This is a genomic window from Peribacillus sp. YIM B13477, from assembly GCF_042787955.1.
In the GTDB taxonomy this organism is placed as follows: Bacteria; Bacillota; Bacilli; order Bacillales; family DSM-1321; genus Peribacillus; species Peribacillus frigoritolerans.
On sequence record NZ_JBHZPD010000004.1, the window covers coordinates 157134 to 173005 of the forward strand.

General features: G+C 41.3%; 10 protein-coding genes and 1 pseudogene. 10 read left to right on the forward strand and 1 reads right to left on the reverse strand.

Annotation, left to right across the window (positions count from 1 at the left end; translation table 11 throughout):
* Positions 1 to 35 precede the first annotated feature (35 nt).
* The 6 genes from ACFX4H_RS14645 (at position 36) to ACFX4H_RS14665 (ending at position 8673) form a co-directional block, all read left to right on the forward strand.
* The gene (locus ACFX4H_RS14645; RefSeq protein ID WP_377435705.1) at positions 36 to 4367 is read left to right on the forward strand and encodes an endonuclease; all 4332 of its coding nucleotides are present in this window, start codon (positions 36 to 38) and stop codon (positions 4365 to 4367) included.
* Between the two features lie 502 nt (positions 4368 to 4869).
* The gene (locus tag ACFX4H_RS14650) at positions 4870 to 5904 is read left to right on the forward strand and encodes a PTS sugar transporter subunit IIC (protein WP_241637427.1); all 1035 of its coding nucleotides are present in this window, start codon (positions 4870 to 4872) and stop codon (positions 5902 to 5904) included.
* 45 nt (positions 5905 to 5949) lie between these two features.
* Positions 5950 to 6612, forward strand: coding sequence for an L-serine ammonia-lyase, iron-sulfur-dependent subunit beta (gene sdaAB / locus ACFX4H_RS14655; RefSeq protein ID WP_377435706.1), 663 nt, complete (start codon positions 5950 to 5952; stop codon positions 6610 to 6612).
* Positions 6613 to 6652: 40 nt separating this feature from the next.
* On the forward strand, positions 6653 to 7528 hold the full coding sequence (gene sdaAA / locus ACFX4H_RS14660; RefSeq protein ID WP_053536547.1) for an L-serine ammonia-lyase, iron-sulfur-dependent, subunit alpha: 876 nt from the start codon (positions 6653 to 6655) through the stop codon (positions 7526 to 7528).
* Between the two features lie 299 nt (positions 7529 to 7827).
* Positions 7828 to 7974 carry a YuzK family famiily protein gene (locus tag ACFX4H_RS26845; protein ID WP_197281894.1) on the forward strand — a complete coding sequence of 49 codons (147 nt, stop codon included), beginning with the start codon at positions 7828 to 7830 and terminating at the stop codon, positions 7972 to 7974.
* Between the two features lie 159 nt (positions 7975 to 8133).
* Positions 8134 to 8673, forward strand: a complete 540-nt coding sequence (locus tag ACFX4H_RS14665) for a DinB family protein (RefSeq protein ID WP_377435707.1) — start codon at positions 8134 to 8136, stop codon at positions 8671 to 8673.
* A 561-nt stretch (positions 8674 to 9234) separates the two neighbouring features.
* Here the strand turns inward: ACFX4H_RS14665 and brnQ are convergent.
* A complete protein-coding gene (brnQ, locus tag ACFX4H_RS14670; protein WP_034310842.1) occupies positions 9235 to 10575 on the reverse strand; it encodes a branched-chain amino acid transport system II carrier protein in 1341 nt (446 codons plus the stop codon).
* A 332-nt stretch (positions 10576 to 10907) separates the two neighbouring features.
* On the opposite strand from brnQ, the gene ACFX4H_RS14675 reads away from it, so the two are divergent.
* The 4 genes and pseudogenes from ACFX4H_RS14675 to ACFX4H_RS14690 all read left to right on the forward strand — a co-directional run bounded on the left by ACFX4H_RS14675 (position 10908) and on the right by ACFX4H_RS14690 (position 15842).
* A complete protein-coding gene (locus ACFX4H_RS14675; RefSeq protein WP_063589926.1) occupies positions 10908 to 11129 on the forward strand; it encodes a hypothetical protein in 222 nt (73 codons plus the stop codon).
* Between the two features lie 553 nt (positions 11130 to 11682).
* Positions 11683 to 12783 (forward strand): GerAB/ArcD/ProY family transporter, encoded by a 1101-nt coding sequence (locus ACFX4H_RS14680; protein ID WP_377435708.1) that lies wholly within the window; start codon positions 11683 to 11685, stop codon positions 12781 to 12783.
* 696 nt (positions 12784 to 13479) lie between these two features.
* Positions 13480 to 14418 (forward strand): annotated as a pseudogene (gene speB, locus ACFX4H_RS14685) (agmatinase).
* Between the two features lie 56 nt (positions 14419 to 14474).
* Complete coding sequence (locus ACFX4H_RS14690) at positions 14475 to 15842, forward strand: APC family permease (protein ID WP_328138165.1); 1368 nt, start codon at positions 14475 to 14477, stop codon at positions 15840 to 15842.
* Positions 15843 to 15872: the final 30 nt, after the last annotated feature.

Consider the following 15872-nt stretch of genomic DNA (forward strand, 5'->3'; position numbering starts at 1 on the left):
TGAGCCAATGAAAAAAAGTTGGAGGGGTTGAGATCTTGAAGAAGAACGGGATAAGCAAGCTTTTCTTTGCCATACTGATCGTACTCTCAACGGTTCTGCCAAATGCAGCCGCAGCAAATGCCGAAGGGACAATATCGGTCGTGGAAGCGATTAATAATAATAGCGGAACGGCGACGGTGAAGGGATATATCGTCGGTACAGCTAAAAGCGGTACAAGCTATCAACAAACATCGCCTTTTACTGAAAGTACGAACATAGGCATTGCCGATAGTCCGGATGAAACGGATGTTAAGAAAATCATGCCTGTTCAGCTTCCAGCCGGAAGTATCCGAACGGCTTTGAATTTGGTCGAACATCCGGAATTACTTAAAGCGCAGGTGACGATTACGGGGAAGCTGGAAAAGTACTTTTCAGTACCCGGCCTGAAATCAGCAACGGATTTCACAATTATTACTGATGGGGGAACAACCCCTGAACAGCCTGATGTGAAGGTTCTGGATTCCATTGCCGAGGCGCGCACGAATACGGAAGATGTCGTGCAGGTCGATGGGGTGGTCACGACAGGACTTGGTTATTGGGGAGGAAAAGGTTTTTATATCCAAGATGAAACGGCAGGGCTATATGTTTATGGTTCTTCGTGGCCTGCGGAAGTAAAGCAAGGGGATAAGGTTAGATTAATCGGACAAGTATCCGCTTATAATAAGGAATTACAAATCCAACCAACTTCCCTTGAAGTCGTATCTTCTGATAATGAACTTCCTGTAATCCAAAGCATTGATGCCTCAGGGGTCAATGAGGATACACAAGGTGAGCTGGTCACCATCGATAAGGCGACCATTACAGAATTGGCCCCATCGGGCACATACGGGACATTCGAATTTAAAGCGGAAGATATTGAAGGGAAATCCGTCATCGTTCGCCATGATAACCGGACCGGTTCGAGCTATGAAGATTTCGTGAAAAGCTTTAAAACAGGGGATGTCATTTCCGTAACCGGAATCGGATCGAGGTTCAATGACACGTACCAGTTGAAGCCGCGTGGTATTGAAGATTATGAACTGGTGAACAAACCGGCCGTTTACACGGATATTTTCCCTGGTACGGTTAGTGAAAATACAAAGGTATCACTTGAATCTGGTTGGGAAGAAGCGAAAATCCATTATACGCTGGATGGATCCGCACCAACGTCCTCAAGTGCTGTGTACACAGAACCTATCATTTTAACGGAAGATACGGTCATCAAGGCAATCGCTGTCAACGACAAGACATCGGAAGTTTTCACATTTGCCTATACCGTTAACAAAACCACTGAAGTGAAGATTCGTGACATTCAGGGGATGAATCATTTTTCATCTTATGAAACTCAACTCGTCTCAGGTGTGGAAGGTGTCGTCACTTATGTAAAAGATGCGAATAACTTTTACATGCAAGATCCCAACCCGGATAAGGATTTAACGACTTCCGAGGGAATACTTGTGTATAACAAAGCGCATGGCCTAAAAGCGGGCGATCATGTCAAAGTGGCAGGTAAAGTCGCCGAATGGTATATCGAAGGATACGCTGAAATGAAAACGACGGATCTGCCGACAACTGAATTGACCAATACGACGATTGAAAAGCTTGGCACTGCATCGATGCCAGAGCCGATCGTCATCGGAAAGGATGTCATTCAGCCGTCTGAGAACATTGATGATGATAGATTGACAGATTTTAATCCGGGTGAAGACGGTATTGATTTCTACGAGAGTCTGGAAGGAATGCTTGTAGAAGTATATAACCCGAAAGTGGTTGCTCCCCAAGACTATGGTGAATTGGTCGTGATTCCAGGGAGTATGGAAACGACGACTGCAGTTGGCGGCGTCAAAATAACGGAAAGGGATTTCAACCCTGAAAGAATTACCCTGGATATAAATGATGAAACATTTACAGCCAAAACGGGTGATTTCTTTGAAGGCTCGATCACGGGTGTGATCAGCTATGGATATAGCAACTATAGGGTAGTGACGGATAAAGCCCAGCTGCCGGCGTTAAAGGATGGCGGTACGGCTCGGGAAGTGACATCTTTAGAGAAGGATGCTGATGAGCTATCGATCGCTTCCTATAATATAGAGAATTTCTCCACTCAAACCGCAAATTCGAAAGTTGAAACGATCGCAGCATCCATCATTACCAATCTTAAACAACCCGATATCATCGGGGTAACGGAGATGCAGGATAACGATGGGGCAACAGATAGCGGGACAACGGATTCTGCCCAAAGTGCCAAGAAGTTAACCGACAAAATAAAAGAGCTGGGCGGACCGCAATATCAATACATCGATATCGCTCCAGAAGATAAACTTGATGGCGGTGCACCTGGCGGGAATATCCGTGTAGGCTTTTTATATAATGCCGACCGTGTCAAATTGACTGAAGGAACGAAAGGGACGGCAACACAGTCCGTGGCTTTCAAAGATGGAAAACTTACCTTGAACCCTGGACGAATCGAGCCTGCCGATCCCGCCTTCAAATCAAGCAGAAAGCCTTTAGCGGCTCAATTCGAATTTAAAGGCGAAAGCGTAGTGGTGGTGGCCAATCATTTCAATTCCAAGGGCGGTGACCAGCCGTTATTCGGCAAAAACCAGCCACCTGTTCTTTCAAGTGAAACGCAAAGGCTTCAAATTGCCTCCATCGTCAATCGGTTTGTCAGTGATATCAAGTCACAGGATGCCAAAGCGAATATCGTCTTGCTTGGAGACTTTAATGACTTTGAATTTTCGGCTCCGCTTAAAACATTGAAGGGCAAGGATTTAACCAATATGATCGAGAAAGTCCCTTTTGAGAAACGTTATTCTTACACCTATCAAGGCAATTCACAAGTACTGGACCATATCCTGGTATCGAATAATATGGCCGCGGCCACAAAAGTCGATATTGTCCATATTAATTCATCCTTCATGGAAGTTCACGGAAGGGCTAGCGATCATGACCCTGTATTGATTTCAACCACTTTATCTGAATCAGGCGGAGTTGAAACTCCCGCTCCAGAAAAAACATATAATCTGACAAACGTTAAAACGAAAAAACTTACGATTGCTTCACCTAGTGCTTTGATCGATCTTGATGAAACATCCAGCATCGAAGAAGGTATCTGGTTAAAAGGCTCATATGCTGTACTCAAAGGCCTTGGGCTGAAGAATGCTGCTGTGACTATTAAACCGGATAAGGATGGTGCAATCATTGATTTTAGCGGCATGGCGGTGAAGGAAGTCATCATTGATAATGCCAAAGTAAAAGAAATCAGAGGCGCTGAAAATGTTCAGAAATGGTCGGTAACAGAAGGTGTCGACACATCGAATATCAAATTTGTCGATTCCAAGGGGGAAGCAATTGCTTCCCCTTTCGACCCTAAAGAAAACCATGCGCCCGTCGTAACGAAAAAACTGGAAAATCTTGAAGTGAAAGCCGGTTCAAAGGTCACCATCGATTTGAGTGAGCACTTCTCAGATCCTGATGGGGATAAGCTGACCTTTTCATCCACTATCGGTACAGTAACTGGCCAGACATTAACGCTTCCTGCAAATGAAGCTGGAACATACCTTGTCGCAATCAAGGCCGAGGACCAGCTATCGGAAACGGTTGCCCGTTTCACGTTGACCGTATCGAATGATAAGCCGCTTGAAGTTTATTACGAAACGGCGGCAGGAAAAACGGGAACGGAATTGAAAGCGGTTCTGCACTCGATAATTAAGGGCCATACGATGTTATCTTATGATCAAGTGTGGAATGCCCTTAAAGAAACGGATGAAGATCCGGTGAACAAACAGAATGTCATCTTGCTTTACTCTGGAAAATCGATCTCGGAGAACGCGAATGGGGGCAATGCCGGACAATGGAACCGCGAACATGTTTGGGCAAAGTCCCACGGTGATTTTGGGACAAGCAAAGGTCCCGGGACAGACCTTCATCACCTCCGTCCCGCTGATGTGACAGTCAATGGAAAACGGGGCCACCTTGATTTCGACGAGGGGGGTCAAACATATAGTGGATGTGAATGTAAGTTTGATTCAGATTCATGGGAGCCGCCAGACCATGTTAAAGGCGATATAGCACGGATGCTATTTTACATGGCCGTCCGATATGAAGGAAACGGCGAGTTGGATCTTGAATTATCCGATACAGTCAATACGTATCCGAAGCCGCTTCATGGAAAGCTATCGACACTCTTGAAATGGAATGAACTCGATCCAGTCGACGATTTCGAGAGCCATCGCAATGATGTCATTCAGGATTGGCAAAATAACCGCAATCCATTCATCGACCATCCTGAATGGGCATCCGAAATTTGGGGTGCCGCTGAATCCAGAGATGAAAAAAAGGCGAGTTAAATCGGAGATCGAAGGGAAAAGCAGCCTGATGGCTGCTTTTTAGTTTGTCGACAAAAAAGTTAAAACGGTAGGCAAACTCGCTTTCTTTGAATTTGTCTGCAGTCTGGAAGCAGCCTCAGGGCTGCTTTTTCATTTTAATTGTACTAAGTCATGCAATTAATTATCTTAATATACTGAAAAATCAAATATTGATCACAATTTGAAAAATAAAAATTTTAGTATGTATGCAGTGCTATATATGTTAATATGGGATATACAATGAAAGGGTTTACATTAACGAAATAAATAAAGATATTTTAATATAATATAAGAGTTATTCTATTTCTCGATTTTCGTAAGGATTCCTTAACTTATTGACCAGAACTTGACACAGCCAACTATGAAAAGGAAACGAAGGACCGATGGCGATTGTTCTTAAATCGGAAGCCCGTAATGAATTAGTTGTTCGCTTAACATATAAGTCATGAAGAATGCTAACTAATCACTAAGAGGAGAGATTTTAATGGAAATTTTAAAAGGAACGGCCTTATTATTATTGGTACTTGGTTTATTTTCATTATTCAGTTTTAAAGCTCCAAAAGGGATGAAAGCAATGGGGGCCCTTGCTAATGCAGCGGTTGCGGCTTTTCTAGTGGAAGCATTTCAACGGTATGTCGGAGGGGATTTATTTAAAATTGAATTCCTTGGAGAAGTAGGGGATGCAGCAGGTGGCATGGGAGGTGTAGCAGCAGCTTCACTAGTTGCATTAGCACTGGGCGTTTCTCCTGTATATGCGCTTTTACTCGGTGTTTCATGTGCTGGTTTAGGCTTGCTGCCTGGATTTTTTGCAGGCTATCTTGTTGCTTTTCTAGTCAAAGTGATCGAGAAAAAAGTTCCTGCTGGATTGGACTTGATTGTCACCATCATCATTGCAGCACCGCTCGTTCGGTTTATTGGTGAGCAACTAACGCCATTGGTCAATGCAACGCTACTGAATATCGGTGGAATCATCAAGGAAACGGCAAACAGTAATCCAATCTTAATGGGAATTATCCTTGGAGGAGTCATCACGGTCGTCGCCACTGCACCATTAAGCTCGATGGCATTAACAGCAATGCTTGGATTGACGGGACTTCCTATGGCAATCGGGGCCCTTGCTGTATTCGGATCCTCTTTCATGAATTTTGTTTTGTTCGATCGCTTGAAATTTGGAGACAAAAGTACTACAATTGCGGTTGCGATTGAACCATTGACACAAGCGGATATCATATCCGCCAATCCCATTCCGGTGTATTCCACCAATTTCATTGGCGGAGCGGCTGCTGGAGTGGTCGTGGCCATGTTTGGTTTAGTGAATAATGCAACAGGGACGGCAACACCGATCGCCGGGCTGGCAGTTATGTACGGTTTCAATGATCCGGTAAAAGTGACGATCACTGCTGGGATATGTGCAGTTGTTGGCGCGACGGTAGGCTTCCTTGGTTCGATCGTATTTAAGAATTATAAGATCAGGACCGTTTCACAAATTAGGGTGAATGAAGAACAAAAAGCGGCATAATAAGACAGTAAAATAAATCTTTTGCCAGAAATGGGGCATTACACGATGAAATACAGATCTGCATTCGATATAATCGGTCCCGTCATGATTGGACCTTCAAGTTCACATACAGCAGGAGCTGCCAGAATTGGCAGAGTAGCAAGGACATTATTCGGAAAGCAACCGAAGAAAGCGATTATTTCTTTATATGGTTCTTTTGCAAAAACATACAGGGGACACGGTACGGATGTTGCTGTCGTAGGCGGGATCTTGGATTTCGATACGGATGATGAACGAATCCCTGCCTCTTTAACGATAGCGGAAGAAGCCGGTATGGACGTTTCCTTTACAATCGAGGATACTGTGATGGATCATCCTAATACAGTCAAGATCAGATTGTTCGACGAGGATAAGGAATTGGAACTTGTCGGGATCTCGATTGGCGGCGGAACGATAGAAATAACGGAGCTGAATACATTCAAGCTCAAATTGTCAGGGGAAAACCCAGCCATTTTAGTCGTGCATAACGATGTGTTTGGAATCATATCTTCCGTTTCGACCGTATTGGCGAATCATGAAATTAACATTGGTCATATGGAAGTCTCACGAAAAGAAAAAGGCCAAATGGCCCTCATGGTGATTGAAGTCGATCAGAAAATCCAGAGCGATGTCATGATGGAAATTGAAGGATTGGAAAAAGTGTCGCAAGTCATAAGGATGGTTGAATGATCATCATTAAAAGTGCTGGCATAGATATGGAGGTAAAAACATGTTCCGAAATGTAGCAGAGTTGGTTGAACTTGCTGAAAGTAAAAATGTGAAAATCGCGGAAATCATGATTTTACAAGAAATGGAGTTCTCAGGCCTGTCGAGAGAACAGATCATCGAAAAGATGGACAGGAATTTGACAGTGATGGAACAAGCGGTGGAAAGAGGCCTGAAAGGTGTGCAATCCGTGACAGGCCTAACGGGCGGAGATGCCGTTCTTTTGCAAAATTATATCAAGTCGGGCAAGGCACTGGCAGGTAATTTATTATTGGATGCCGTCAGTAAAGCTGTTGCCACGAACGAAGTGAATGCAGCAATGGGAATGATCTGTGCCACTCCGACTGCAGGTTCTGCAGGAGTTGTCCCCGGTACATTATTTGCCGTGAAAGAAAAATTAAACCCGACCCGGGCAGAGATGATTGAATTTCTTTTCACTTCCGCTGCCTTCGGATTCGTGGTTGCAAACAATGCTTCCATTTCTGGAGCGGCTGGTGGCTGCCAAGCAGAAGTGGGCTCGGCAAGCGGAATGGCCGCAGCTGCGATAGTGGAACTGGCCGGCGGTACACCAAGCCAAGCGGCAGAAGCGATGGCGATCACTTTGAAGAATATGCTTGGATTGGTTTGTGACCCAGTAGCTGGATTGGTTGAAGTTCCTTGCGTGAAACGTAACGCAATGGGTGCATCCAACGCAATAACGGCAGCTGATATGGCACTTGCGGGCATTACGAGCCGCATTCCATGTGACGAAGTGATCGATGCCATGTATAAAATAGGATTGACCATGCCGGTTGCACTTCGTGAAACGGCAGAAGGCGGCCTGGCTGCGACTCCTACTGGGCGAAAATTGGCAAAGGAAATTTTCGGTTCATATAAATAAACATCCAATCCCATTAACAAGAGGTTTGTTAATGGGATTTTTTATTTGTCTTAAAAATAAATGAGGCTATTTTTGTGAATGAAAAAAGGAAATTAGAGGAAGACCGAGGGATTTGGCGTTTTTGGACACGGAGATGGAAACAGTCGTTAAAAAATCTGAATTATCAGTGAATATGGAGCCATAGCAACTTTGTGAGTTATCCCTTTCAATGATAAGATGAGTACGAAATTCACTATGGGAAGGATTGATTCTTCATTAATTTTCTCGAACTAACGTACACGTCGGCAATGGAAAAAGCGATGTTTCAGGCTCATGGAATCGGCTATGCACTATATGCTCAAAAACTGGAGCAACGCATGATGGTTGAACAAGAACGGGAACAGGATTATCTACAGGGCAGGCGTATATCAGAGGAGATGAGAGCCAATCTTTTTTTGGGGAGCTAATTTCAATCTGCGATATCGATAACATAAACGAAAAAATCTGGAAAAAGGAGCAATCGAAAAGATTGCTCTTTTTGTCCGGCCATAATGGGTATTTTTCCATTAAAAAGAAGGAAACATCACTTTTAAATAGAATGTATGTTCATGAAGAGGAGGATGGTCTTGTTGGAGAAAAGAGCATTGCTTGTATCAGCATTACCGGGATATGAAGAGGAAATTGGGCGGTGGCTATGGTGTTTAGAAGATGTTCGCCGTACGCTTATATCAGAATTGACTGGAATCAGCCAAAATATACTCGATTCGAAAATCGATGAAAGGCAAACGATTGGCTCGATGTTATATCACATCGCGCTGATAGAGGCAGATTGGTTATACGAAGAGGTCCTTGTTACGGAATGGGATTCGGAAATATCCGCGTTGTTTCCAGTAGGGTGCCGTGCTGAAGATGGCTCCCTAAATCATATTGAAGGACAAACATTGGACGAACATTTCTACCGACTCAATAAGGTACGTGAGGTATTTCTTTCAAACTTCCGCACGATGGACCTGACGGATTGGCGTAAACCGAGGGTGCTTGATCAATATGACGTCACACCTGAATGGGTCGTTTACCATTTGATTGAACATGAATCACATCATCGAGGTCAGATTTTCCAATTGCTGAAGAAATTACGGAATAAATGTGAAATTAAAGAAATATGATGTTTTATCCCTGCTATCAACATGGTCTCACCCCGAACCATGATTTTAAAACAGGACTAGATTATCCTTAGTGTTTTTTTACCGTTATCCACAGGAATGTTTAATAAATAAAGAACGCGTAGATAAACTTGCTTTTCTTTCAGTCTGGAGCTGCCTTTATGGCAGCTTTTTGTATGTTGAGTTACGGTATGGTTGGATATTTATGGTGGATTACCCATAATGAGTTACGGTTTATGGTATATTGGTTAATGTCAATCTTCAACATGGTCCAAGACAAGACGGAGGAAAAAAGAATATTTCTCGAAGTGGTGTGCTTACGTTTTTATTTGTTTTTAAATTAAAGAACAGATCCAAGCCTTCACGGATGAAAGCAGTGAGGTTTCGATCTTATGAGGTTATAGCGGTCAGTGCTATAAAAGACGGTGAAATTATGAAAACAAGACTTGGTTATGGTTTATGGGATGAAACCAACTGAGACGTTTTTTAATAAAAAAACTGTAGGCAAACTCGCTTATCTCGAGTTCATCTACAGTGTATATGCCTGGACTGATTTTATATCATTTAATCAATTTGGTGATCATGACCGAATTTCGACTTTAAGACGCTGCTTGCATACCCAATGAATCCTCCAACAATGGCAGGGATGATCCACCCAAGCCCAGCTTCATACATAGGAAGTATTGCAGTGAAGAAATCATTGATGAAAGTAATGTGTACACCTGCTCCATTTAATCCATCAAATAGACTGACGATGAATGTTAAAAGTAAGCTGCCTTGATAAACTTCAGGTCTTCCCTTAAATAAGGAATGAAGAAATGTTAGGAAGATCAAAACAATGGCTAATGGATAAATGGCTGTCATAACCGGTACTGAAATGGCAATTAACTCAGTTAGTCCAATATTGGCAATGATTGCACTGAAAATTGATAAACTTATGGCAATCGTTTTGTAAGGCAGACTTGGAAATAGTTTATGGAAGTACGTCGAGCAAGAGGTAATGAGTCCTACGCTCGTCGTAATACAAGCTACTGTGATCATTAAGCCCAATAATAGCCCGCCATATGATCCAAAGTAGTAATCCGAGACTTTCGCCAAGATAATGCCTCCATTATCCAAGCGTCCAAGTTCCCCAACGCTTGAAGCACCCATATAAGAGAGAGCTGTATAAATGGTAGCAAGGATAACCGCCGCAATGGCAGTCGCTTTTCCACAAACGATCATGATTTGTTTTTTTGTTTTGGCACCTTTTTCTTTGATGGCATTAATGATGATGATGCCAAAAACAAAAGATGCAAGAGTATCCATGGTTAAATATCCTTCTCTGAACCCGTTAAAAAATGGTTGAACCATATAGTGCTCGGCAGGTGCTTCAAAATCTCCAATAGGATTAACGAAAGCGACTACCACCAGGATTCCAATGAACGTCAACTTGATGGGTGTCAAAACTTTCCCCACAATTTCGACAATTTTCGCAGGATTGAGCGAAAGAAGGCATGAAAGTGTAAAAAAGATGATGGTGAAAATAAGTAAAGGCAATGGACCTGGATCTTCAGGCAAAAAAGGTTTTACACCGATCTCAAAAGAAACGTTTCCTGTTCTAGGCATGGCGAATAATGGACCAATGGCTAAATAAAGAATGGTTGTGAATACAATACCAAAGACTGGATGGACACGGCTCGCTAATGATTGTAAGTCATCTTTTCCAGAAAAACCGAGTGCCAGTACACCAAGTAACGGTAATCCTACTCCTGTGACCAAAAACCCTGCATTAGCCGACCAGATATTCATGCCTGCCGATTGACCAAGCATTGGCGGGAAAATTAAATTCCCTGCACCGAAGAAAAGGGCAAATAACATGAACCCAATCACTACTATAAATGAAGATGGAACCTTATTAGACAAAATAAACCCTCCGACCAAAATTTGCTATTTTAGAAAATTATTAAATTTTCTAAAAATTATATAAACAGTAATACTAAGACCGTACAGTATTATAACTAAATTAAATTGATATTTCAATATATTTTTTGTTTTTTATTATTTACCTTGATGATCAGTGGTCCGCCCTTATCTTATTTTGAACATCTAAAGGCTGCTCATACTCATGAAATTTGAAATATAAAGGAAATGAGACTGCGGAAAAAACTGCTTTGCGTCGCGCAGTTTGAGCTCACGATAAAAAGTGAGAATTTAGAAGCGGTATTAATTGTGGAAAAATAAGGAGGTGTTTTAGAATGGTTGAAAAAATACTAGGATTGTTCTTTGAAAAACGGAAACAAAACAAAAAGGATGTTTTATCACTAATTTTGATATTCGCGCTTTCCATAGTTAATATAGTAGGGTATTTCACGGATATGGACTTATTTTGGCTATCTGGCATTGTATCAATTGCAATCATCATTCTTGCGGCATCAATATATTTTGAAGGAAAAAGAAGCAGGGAAAATGATGGTTAAACTTCTGTTTTAGTTTGAGGGGGCGTTAGGCTAATTGTAGTTGTTTAATCAATAAAATAAAATGACGTTAAAATAACAATTATTACTTTTATTAGGGACTGGTACTTCAATAAGGGAGCTGCTTTGGCAGCGCTTGAGTTTGTAGACAAAAGGGGTTTATCCAAAATTTCAAAACAAAGTTGGTTGGAGCGGGTGTGCGAAACTCCTGCGGGAAATGCGCACCGAGGAGGATCCTGGACCGCCCGCGGAAAGCGAGTGCCTGTAGTGGAAATCGACATTCGAGGTTTTATAGACCCAAATAAAAACTGAGGAAAACTTAATTTTCAAAGGGTTTGTCTACATTTAGGCTGCATATGCAGCTCTTTTTTCATGGAGCGATACTTTTTAAATTAGAAATTGAATCGAAGCTCTAAGGTATCCTTTCAACGGGAGTAAAAATAACTTGTACTCAACAGGGTTTGTATAGTCTTCTTCTGTCAATAATGGTTATGGAATCAGAATTTCTGCGTTTTGTCTATAACTTACCGTTTTGTCGTGAAAGGAACTTATGAAAATGCTCGAGAAGGGTAAAATCGGAAGCCGTCAACTGTTGATATTAGTGATTCTATATACTATTGGAGATTCTATTTTAGTCCTTCCCTCCGTTGTCGCTTCCGAAGCTGAACAAGATGCTTGGATTTCGGGCATGATAAGCGTGGCAATAGCACCGTTATTGATTGTTTTGATATATGAGGCCTTAAGGAAATGTTATCCTGATTTAACATTAGTGGAATACAGCCAAAAAATTCTGGGGAAGTGGCTGGGAATGGCAATTTCTCTTCTATTTATAAGCTACTTCTTTATAACTACAGCGACTTATCTGAGTGAAATTGGTGATTTTATGATAAGTCATATTATGCCTGATACTCCAATTCAAGTGATCATGATTCTTTTTATGAGTGTCGTCCTCATGGCCGCGCGTCTTGGTTTGGAACCTTTGGCCCGAAGCGCGGAAATATTTTTCCCCTTTGTTTTATTACTGATATCAACCTTGATAATTCTTCTGCTTCCCGAGATTAAATTTCAAAACCTGCAACCCGTATGGGAGGGGGGAGTGAAACAGGTTATACGGGGTTCTATACCATTTTTTGTTTTTCCGTTTATTGAACCGGTTGCGATTCTAATGATCCTCCCGTTCGTAAGTCAAAAAGCCAAAATAAGAAAAAGCCTTTTTGTCGGTCAATTGTTGGCTGGAAGTGTTTTGATCATTATAACCATGTTAGCCATTCTTGTACTTGGTTCCGAGTCAACGATAAGACAAAATTATCCAATCTATATGTTGGCAAAGAAGATAAATATCGCTGATTTCCTGACGCGGCTGGAAGCAATAATAGCCATAATATGGTTCATCACAATTTTTATTAGATTTAGTTTGTTTTTTTATGTGACCGTTTTAGGTACGGCACAAACGTTAAAATTGCAAGATTATCGTCCTCTGGTTTTTCCGTTTGGTATCCTCTTGATTGCCTTTACTCTGATGATGTCACCGAATATTGTCCATTATAATAAATTCATTACAGAAATCTGGCCGTTTTATGCCATGACATTCGGGTTTCTGCTGCCATTGATATTACTAATAATCGCCAAAGTTCAGAAAAATGATCAACGTAACTAAGGCGGGTCTATCTGTTGAGAAACTAGTGTAAAATTCTATTAGAAGCTCAGGTGTCATTCCATTAAGGGCGAATTCTTTAATAAAGCATGCTTTCCTTAATGAACTAATGGGTGCTTTTACTTCAATAATGCAGCTCTCACTTTGTCGACAAAAGGATTTTACCTAAAATTTTAAAGTTGATTGGAACGGAGGGTGCGAGACTCCTGCGGGAAAAGCGTGTCGAGGGGAGACCCCGCAGGCGCAAGGCGCCGAGGAGGCTCCCGGACCGCCCGCGGAAAGCGAGTGCCTGTAGTGGAAATCAACTGAACTAGATTATCCTTAATGGTTTACTGTTTTATTAAACCTCTTATTGGATTGAAGAAATTTGCGGCACTCCTGCGAAATACTGGCTAGTCGAGACCCCACAGACGCTTGCGTCGAGGAGGCTTGGCAGGCAGTGGGCGGAAAGGGAGCGTATTTCCGGAATCACTGAACGTTTTTTTGTATTACTAAATAGTCAAATCGACTATAAAAAATAGTTTGACTTTTTTAACAATTATGTTTATATTTGGTTTAATACTAACTACCGTTAGTTAATATAGCACAATAAGTAGGTGTTAGACTAAAAAGTAATTCAATGAATCATGGTTTGTAAGCGATTACACATTGTATTTGTAAATCATATCAGAAGACTTTTAAAACCAGGAGATGATAATTATGAAATATCCACTTACACCAGATGTAAAGCCAGAGTTTTGTACAACAGGAACTTATATGCGTTTACCTTCTCAAAAGCATGATGCAAAGCTGGCAATTGTAGGTATGCCTTTTGATACAGCAGCATCTTTTCGGGTAGGAGCCAGGTTTGCTCCCCAAGCCATTCGCCAATCATCCATGACCCTGTTTCCTTATCATCCGATTCATAATGTATATCCTTTTGAACAAATGAACGCCATTGATATTGGCGATATCCCTGTTATTCCCCATAATATTCATCGAAGCTATGAGCTAATGAAGGAATCCATTCATGAATTGATGTCCAAAGGGGTCATACCGATTGGATTAGGGGGAGACCATTCTGTTACTTTAGCTAGTTTACGAGCTGCGGCAAAGGTATATGGACCAGTAGCCATGATTCATTTTGATTCCCATACAGATACCTGGGATACATATTATGAGGAAAAATATTGGCATGGATCTCCTTTCATTCGTGCCCACGAAGAAGGTTTACTGCAGGAAGATAAAGTGTTTCAAATAGGAATCCGCGGCACGCTAAACCACTCTGGAGATTTATAGGCAAGCCTTGATTTAGGCTATCGCCTGATTACAACTGGTGAACTTTCCAATCGTGGATTTGAAGATGTTTTGAAAGAGATTAGAAAAACGATTGGTAACACCCCTTGTTTCTTGACATTTGATATAGATTTCGTTGATCCTTCTTTTGCCCCAGGAACAGGTACACCTGAAATTGGTGGTTTTAGCAGCTATGATACATTAAAAATGATACGTTCCCTAACTGAATTTAACTTTATAGGATATGACGTGGTTGAAGTGCTGCCTTCATATGATCCAAGTCAAATCACTTCACTTTTAGCGGCAACACTTGTACATGAATTTGCCAGCCTGGCAGCATTAGGTGCGAAAGAAGATAATTAAAATCACTTTAACTTAAAAACAGCCCATTTATTTAATAAAGGAGGCAGCTCTTTGCGATGAAAGGATTACCCGAGCTTAAGCGTTCACTGAATACAAGATATGTAATTGTATTTGGACTTTCCTTTATGGCGCCTGTGACAGTCTTTAGCACATATGGCATCGCCATTGATCGTACCCATGGAATGATTCCGACAGCATACATAATCGCGTTAATTGTCATGCTATTCACTTCATATAGTTACGCAAAAATGGTTCAGGTATATCCCACTACCGGGTCAGCTTATACCTTTGTGCAGAAAGGAATTAATTCACACCTTGGTTTCCTGGTAGGATGGGTGATTTTATTGGATTATCTTTTCAGTCCTATGATCAGCGCTTTACTTTTTGGGATTATGGTGAATGCTTACTTCCCTGGTATTCCTATCGTTGCCGTTATCATTTCTTTTATCATTGCTGTGACAACGATTAATATTTTTGGAATTAAGGTCGCTGCAAATGTGAATACCTTTTTGGTGATATTTCAATTTCTTTTTATCATGATCTTCAGCCTGCTTTGCATAAATGGACTTTTAGCAGGAAAAGGCACCGGGGAGTTATTTTCTAAAGATCCTTTTTTTAGTCCAGACGTGAATATTAATAATCTGCTTTCGATTGTACCTTTATTATGTTTTAGTTTTCTTGGGTTTGATGCGGTTACTACACTTGCAGAAGAGACCAAAAATCCGAAAAAAACACTTCCTAAAGCCATTTATGCTACGACATTGATTGGAGGGTTATTATTTGTTGCAGCTACCTATTTTGCACAATCGATTTTCCCGAATTTCAATGCTTTTAAGAACCCTGATACAGTAATAGTCGATATCATGATTTATACCGGGGGCAATTTTCTGAATAGTTTGTTTGTTTCTGTCGTAGTGACATCCGCTACTGCTTCTGCGATAGCTTCAGGAGGCAGCGGAGCCCGGATTTTGTATGCAATGGGGAGAGATAATGTTCTGCCTAAGCGGATTTTCGGATATGTTTCTCCAAAATTTCAAACGCCCATATTCAATATCTTGATCATTGCTTGTGTTGCAATGAGCGCCGTATTTTTGGATATCGCAACGGCTACTTCTTTCATTAATTTTGGGGCACTGTTTGCTTTTACTTTCGTTAATCTTGCAGTGCTTATCCATTATTTTTTGAGACAGAAGCAGAGATCTCCTAAGAATATCATTTTATATTTCCTTCTTCCCTTAATAGGCACCGGCATAACTATATTGTTTATGACAAAGTTGGATATCCATTCATTAGTATTAGGAATCACATGGATGACAGTAGGGTTCATTTACTTATTGTACTTAACAAAAATGTTTAAGGAACGTCCTCCTGAACTGAATTTTGCAGAGCAAAAAGAAGAATTCGATGTGAAACTCGTGCAATGATCAGTTACTGTTTTATTATTTTGAATGAAA

Excerpts from the sequence above, each read along its gene's own strand:
- ACFX4H_RS14650 (WP_241637427.1), top strand. The coding sequence starts at position 4,870 with ATGGAAATTTTAAAAGGAACGGCCTTATTATTATTGGTACTTGGTTTA.
- sdaAB (WP_377435706.1), top strand. The coding sequence starts at position 5,950 with ATGAAATACAGATCTGCATTCGATATAATCGGTCCCGTCATGATTGGA.
- sdaAA (WP_053536547.1), top strand. The coding sequence starts at position 6,653 with ATGTTCCGAAATGTAGCAGAGTTGGTTGAACTTGCTGAAAGTAAAAAT.
- ACFX4H_RS26845 (WP_197281894.1), top strand. The coding sequence starts at position 7,828 with ATGTTTCAGGCTCATGGAATCGGCTATGCACTATATGCTCAAAAACTG.
- ACFX4H_RS14675 (WP_063589926.1), top strand. The coding sequence starts at position 10,908 with ATGGTTGAAAAAATACTAGGATTGTTCTTTGAAAAACGGAAACAAAAC.
- ACFX4H_RS14680 (WP_377435708.1), top strand. The coding sequence starts at position 11,683 with ATGCTCGAGAAGGGTAAAATCGGAAGCCGTCAACTGTTGATATTAGTG.
- ACFX4H_RS14690 (WP_328138165.1), top strand. The coding sequence starts at position 14,475 with ATGAAAGGATTACCCGAGCTTAAGCGTTCACTGAATACAAGATATGTA.